Origin of the sequence: Allobosea sp. TAB14 (assembly GCF_052113865.1) — a bacterium.
Taxonomy (GTDB): domain Bacteria; phylum Pseudomonadota; class Alphaproteobacteria; order Rhizobiales; family Beijerinckiaceae; genus Allobosea; species Allobosea spartocytisi.
Window position 1 is genome coordinate 1 of the sequence record NZ_JBFRDQ010000230.1, and the last position, 6,105, is coordinate 6,105.

At 66.6% G+C, this 6,105-nt stretch carries 4 protein-coding genes; 2 read left to right on the top strand and 2 right to left on the bottom strand.

Going from position 1 to position 6,105, the window contains the following annotated elements:
* Window positions 1–2,127 (bottom strand): glucans biosynthesis glucosyltransferase MdoH (gene mdoH / locus AB4Y99_RS24605; protein WP_441525165.1); only part of this gene is annotated, 2,127 nt, incomplete at its 3' end.
* Entirely contained in the window at window positions 2,115–3,662 is a 1,548-nt protein-coding gene (locus tag AB4Y99_RS24610) for an OpgD/OpgG family glucan biosynthesis protein (RefSeq protein WP_441525166.1), read from the bottom strand. The genes mdoH and AB4Y99_RS24610, both read right to left, overlap by 13 nt.
* Before the next feature lie 310 nt (window positions 3,663–3,972).
* Between AB4Y99_RS24610 and glmU the strand changes: the two genes are divergently transcribed.
* Together glmU and AB4Y99_RS24620 are read left to right on the top strand one after the other, a co-directional pair.
* Window positions 3,973–5,340: a bifunctional UDP-N-acetylglucosamine diphosphorylase/glucosamine-1-phosphate N-acetyltransferase GlmU gene (gene glmU, locus AB4Y99_RS24615; protein WP_441525167.1), complete on the top strand. Its 1,368-nt coding sequence runs from the start codon at window positions 3,973–3,975 to the stop codon at window positions 5,338–5,340.
* Between the two features lie 120 nt (window positions 5,341–5,460).
* The coding region (locus AB4Y99_RS24620) for a glutamine--fructose-6-phosphate aminotransferase (RefSeq protein WP_465248679.1) at window positions 5,461–6,105 on the top strand (645 nt) is incomplete at its 3' end.

The following is a 6,105-nucleotide window of genomic DNA, read 5'->3' on the forward strand; positions in this document are numbered from 1 at the left end:
GTCATGCAGCACGACCATGCGCTCCTTGGGCTTCAGCCAGATCACGGCGTCATCGACCGTCTCCGCATCGACGAGCTTGGCCTGCGCCACCGCGCGCTCGGGGTCGATCTCGCCGCGCCGACGCGGATGGCTGTCGGGCAGCATCAGCTCATGCGCATGCCGAAGCTCGGGATCGGCATGGATCGCTTTCAGCCCGTCGGCATCGTCGAAGCCGGCCTGGGCGAACTCGGTCTGCAATTCATTGGCGCGAAGGGCGACCGATGGCGGATCGCCTTCCTCCGGCGTCAGCAGGAGCCCGCGGCGCTTCAGCCAGAGTCCGATGCCGAGCTGGCCCGAGGCCCATGACAGCGGGATCGCCAGAACGAGACCGACGATCGTCGGCGACATCCAGGCAAAGAGTGCAGTCGCGATCATGAAGGCCGAGAGGCCCGTCACCACGCCGAGAACCGTGTGAGTGCGATGCCGGCGGATGATGTCGTTGAGCGGGATCGAGCCGTCGTCGCGACGCTGCGGATTCCAGCCGGTGTCGCGCCCGAGCAGGATCTGGAAGACCGAACCCGACTGGATCAGCATCATGATCGGCGCGAAGAAGGCCGAGAACAGCACCTCGATCAGCGAGGACAGGATCAGCCGGATGGCGCCGCCGCCGGCCCGGCGCAGCTTGTTGTTGAACAGCGTCAGCAGGAGGCCGAACAGCTTCGGCGCCAGCAGGATCGCCATGGTCAGCGCGAACAGCCGCAAGGCGCGCTCGGGGTCGAACCGCGGCCAGACCGGGAAGAGCGTGAATTCCTGCGTGAAGTACTCGGGCCGCGCGTAGTTGACCTGCAGCACGATCAGGATACCGACGACGAGCTGCATCAGCCAGAAGGGCGAGGCGAGATAGCCCATGATGCCGGTGGCGAAATGCTGCCGCGTCGGCAGGACGAAGCCCTTCGCGCCGATGATGCGCGAATGCTGGAGATTGCCCTGGCACCAGCGCCGGTCGCGCACGGAGATGTCGATCAGCGAGGGCGGGCTTTCCTCATAGGAGCCCGTCAGGTCCGGCAGCATGTAGACCGACCAGCCGGCGCGACGGATCAGCGCCGCCTCGACGAAATCGTGGCTGAGCACATGGCCGCCGAAGGGCGGCTTGCCCTTCAGGTCCGGCAGGCCGCAATGCTCGGCGAAGGCGCGCGTCCTGATGATGGCGTTGTGGCCCCAGTAATTGCCGTCGCGGCCCGACCACATGGCGAGCCCGGTGGCGATGACCGGGCCGTAGACCCGCGCCGCGAACTGCTGGAGCCGCGCGAAGAAGGTGTTGCGGTTGATGATCAGCGGCAGCGACTGGATGATACCGGCGTCGGGATCGTTTTCCATCGCGGCGGCGAGGCGCACGATGCAGCTGCCGGTCATCAGGCTGTCGGCATCGAGCACGATCATCTGCTCGTAATGCCCGCCCCAGCGCGTCACGAAATCGGCGATGTTGCCGGCCTTGCGGTGATGGTTCTTAGGCCGGTGGCGGTAATAGACCCGCGAATTCGGACCGAGCCGCTCGCGCAAAGCCAGGAAGGCGCGTTCCTCGGAGACCCAGATGTCGGGATTGGTCGTGTCGGAGACGATGAAATAATCGAAATGCTCGCCGAGCCCGGTCGCCTCGACGGATTCGCGGATCGCGGCGACCGCGGCGAAGGTCCGTGCCGAGGACTCGTTGTAGATCGGCATCACCACGACGGTGCGATGCTTCAGGCTTTCGGCCCGCTCGGCCCGTCCGACGCCGAACAGCACGCCGAAGAACCCGAGGAGCGCGCTGGTGAAGGCCAGCGCGATCCACGAGAAATTGATCGTGAACAGCAGGAGCAGGACGTACTGCAGCGAGGTCGTGCGGCTGACCGACACGACATGGTACATTTCCCAGGCGCCATAGGCCGTGAGCGCCAGCCCGCCGCCGAAGACGAAGAGGCGCTTCAGCCACGGCGTCTTCCAGTCGCGCGGAGCGGCCGGCTCGCGGCGGTCCGACGCCTTCCAGCTCCGGAAGGACTGCACGGGCATGACGAGGCGGCTCTCCGGCGGCGTCGCCGGCTCGCGCGAGACGAGTGCACGCATGTCGGTGCCCGCGGCGCTCGGGCGGGGCGCGGTTACCACGTCCATCGGTCCAACCAGGTTTCAGAGACGGCCTGACCGCCTGCTTGCAGGACGAGCCGCAGCTCGCAGAGATTGTCGTTGCCGGGGTCGACCTCGAAGCCGACGCGCATCTGCTTGCGTTCGGGATAAGGCCAAAGGCGGATGTTCTGGATCGAGCCCGGAGCGGTCGAGACCGCGGCGCGGATCGCGGCTACGGTTGCGGCATCGCCCAGCTTGCCCCCGGTGAACTCGAGCAGGAAGCGGCGGCGGCGGCCTTGCGAGCCCTTGCCCTGTCTCATCCGGGTTACGACGGCGAGGTCCGGGCGATCCGGCGGTTGCCAGCACCAGGCCTGCCGATAGCTCATCGAGACTTCGCTGCCCGCGGCCAATGGCTGCTTCGGCCGCCAGTACATGATGATGTTTCTGTTCGCCTCGGAATCGCTGGGAATCTCAATGAGCTGGATCGAACCCGCGCCCCAGTCGCCGAGCGGCTCCATCCAGACGCTGGGCCTCAGCTCGAAGCGCTGATCATCGTCCTGGAAGGCGGCCGCGTCGCGCTCGCGCTGCATCAGCCCGAAGCCCTTGGGATTCTGGTCGACGAAGGAGGAAACCTGGAGATTGGCCGGGTTGTTGAGCGGCCGGTAGATCCACTCGCCCGAGCCCGACTGCATCTGTACGCCCGAAACCTCGTAGATCGCCGGGCGGATGTCGTCGAAGGTTCGCCGGCTCTGCGGGCCGGAGAGGAAAATGCCGGTCGCGCAGCCGAAGCCGACATGGTCGAGCGCCTGACGCGCGAACAGCGTCATCTCGACATCCATGAAGGTGACGTCGCCGGGCCGCAGGGTCATCCGCACCGCGCCGCTGACGCTCTCCGAATCGAGCAGGCCGTGAATGACCAGCGCGGCGGTGGCGGGGTTCGGTCGTTCGATCCAGAAGGCGCGGAAGAAGGGGATTTCCTCGCCGCGCTGCTCGCCGGGCCGCAGGATCAGGGCGCGCGCCATCGCGCCGAAATTCTGCCCGCGGGCGAGGGCGCGGAAGAAGGTTGCGCCCTGGAAGCTCGCGACCTCGAAGGGGCGCTCCAGCCCCGCCGAGATTCGCATGCCGGAAAACTGCAGATCGGCATTGTCCGGGGGCGGGGCGACCCGCCCATAGTCGAACTTGCTCCGGTCGAAGGCGACCCGGYGCACCATGTCGTCCTCGACGGTGAAAAGGCTGACCGGGTTCGCGAAGACATAGCCGCGATGCAGGGGCTCGACGGTGAAGCCGCGATTCTCGCCGGCCCAGATCGCGGCAGCGGGCTGCATCCGGATGCCGGAATACTGGTCGAAGGGCAGCGTGGCGTAGCCCTCGGGCAGATCCGTCGCCGTGAGCGGTATTAGCGGTTTTTGCGCCAGCATGCGCGCGGCATCGACGACCAGCGAAGGGTCGAAGCGCTGCCCGTCGGCGAGGCTGGGAATGTTGAAGGCTGCGGCGCCTGTCTGAGTTTGGGCGGACGCGGAAGCAGCCAGCGACGCCAGCGCTACGCCGCCAGCGGCGGCTTCCAGAAATTGCCTGCGATTCAATGACTTCGCCATGTGGTCCAAACTACGCGGACGACGCCCTCGTCCTCCGCGCTTCTAGAGCATTTCCAAGGCCGGTGAAAAGCGGTGGCGAGCGGAAAAATCTCGCCGGCCATGCTTTTGACGGATGCGGTTGCCGGTCGGTCGGCGGGCTATGTGCCGTTGGTCATGAGAATGGCCCCTTTTTATCGTGCGATGACTTTGGCAAATGCTGCCTGGATCGGCTATCCACGCGGCCTGCAATGCCATCATGCGATGAAACGACCGCGGATATCGCGGCTCGCACAGACAGGAAACGAGAAACATGACCGAAATGCAGCCCACCCGGTCCTGTCTCGCCATTGTTCTGGCAGCCGGCGAGGGAACGCGCATGAAATCGCAGCGCCCGAAGGTGCTGCACGAGGTCGGCGGGCGATCCCTGCTCGGGCACGCCCTCTCGGCGGTCGCCGAAGCCGGCGCCGAGGCGGCCGTGGTCGTGATCGGGCCGGACCGGTCGGAGGTCGGCCGCGAAGCCCAGCATTGGTTCCCGACGGCCGAGCTCGCGATCCAGCAGGAGCGGCGCGGCACCGCCCATGCCGTGCTGGCGGCACGCGAGAGCCTGCGCCGCGGCTATGACGACGTCATCGTCGCTTTCGGCGATACGCCCCTGGTGCTGCCCGAGACCTTCGCTGCGCTGCGCGCCGGCCTGGCCGCGGGCGCGGCCGTCGTCGTGCTCGGCTTCGAGGCGCAGGACCCGACCGGCTATGGCCGGCTCGTCGAGCGGAATGGTGAGCTCGAGGCCATCGTCGAGCACAAGGACGCGACGGAGCAGCAGCGCGCGATCACGCTCTGCAACGCCGGGCTGATGGCATTGTCAGGCGCCCGCGCGCTGGAGATTCTCGAAGCGATCGGCGACGACAACGCCCAAGGCGAGTTCTACCTGACCGATGCCGTCGCGGTCGCCCGTTCGCGCGGGCTTTCGGCCATCGTGCTGCGTGCCCCCGAGAGCGAGGTCCACGGCGTCAACGACCGCGCTCAACTCGCTGGCGCCGAAGCCGAATTCCAGCGGCGCAAGCGCCTTGCCGTGATGGCGGAGGGAGCGACGCTGATCGCGCCCGAAACCGTCTTCTTCAGCTTCGACACGCAAGTCGGCGGCGATGTCCTGATCGAGCCCAACTGCTTCTTCGGCCCCGGAGTCAGCATCGCTGACGGCGCCGTGATCCATGCCTTCTCGCATTTCGAGGGCGCCGAGATCGGGCCCGCCGCCATGGTCGGCCCCTTCGCCCGCCTGCGCCCCGGCACGAAGCTCGCGGAAAAGGCCAAGGCCGGCAACTTCGTGGAGATCAAGGCGGCCGAGATCGGTGTCGGCGCGAAGATCAACCATCTGACCTATATCGGCGATGCTTCGGTCGGCGCGGCGGCGAATATTGGCGCCGGCACCATCACCTGCAACTATGACGGCTTCTTCAAGTCCCGGACGACGATCGGAGCCGGCGCCTTCATCGGCTCGAATTCCGCGCTCRTCGCGCCCGTTACGATCGGCGATGGTGCCTATGTCGGCTCCGGCTCGGTCATTACCAATGATGTGGCTCCCGATGCGCTCGCCATCGGCCGCGGCCAGCAAGTGGAGAAGGCTGGCTGGGCCAAGAGGTTCCGGGAAGCCTCGCTCGCCCGCAAAGCGGCCAAGAAAGCGGCGGAATAGGTCGCGAATCGCGTCAAAGCGGCAAGTCGCCGTTCACAGTTCGTCACGCATAGTGATTGGGTCCGCGCGCGTTTCGCGGCTATGCGCTTTGCCTATAGCAATGGCTGAAGGGGATCGCCCATGTGCGGCATCGTCGGGATTCTGGGCAAGGAAGCAGTGGCGACGCAGGTCGTCGAAGCGCTCAGGCGGCTGGAGTATCGCGGCTACGATTCAGCGGGCGTCGCGACGCTCGAGGGCGGCCAGCTCACCCGCCGACGCGCCGAGGGCAAGCTCAAGAATCTCGAGATTCGCCTGTCGAACGAGCCGCTCGAAGGCTTGGTCGGCATCGGCCACACCCGCTGGGCGACCCACGGCAAGCCCAACGAGGTCAACGCCCACCCACACGCGACGTCGAAGCTCGCGGTGGTCCATAACGGCATCATCGAGAATTTCCGCGAATTGCGCGCCGATCTCCAGGCCGATGGCTATGTCTTCGAGACCGAGACCGACAGCGAGATCGTTGCGCATCTCGTCACCCGCGAGCTTGATCGCGGCAAGTCTCCGTCTGATGCGGTGGCTGCGAGCCTCCCGCTTCTGCATGGCGCTTTCGCGCTCGCCTTCCTGTTCCAGGGCGAGGAAGACCTGCTGATCGGCGCCCGCAAGGGCTCGCCGCTGGCGGTCGGCATCGGCGATGGCGAGATGTATCTCGGTTCGGATGCGCTGGCGCTCGYGCCCTTCACCAACCTCATCGCCTATCTGGAAGAGGGCGACTGGGTCGTGCTCCAC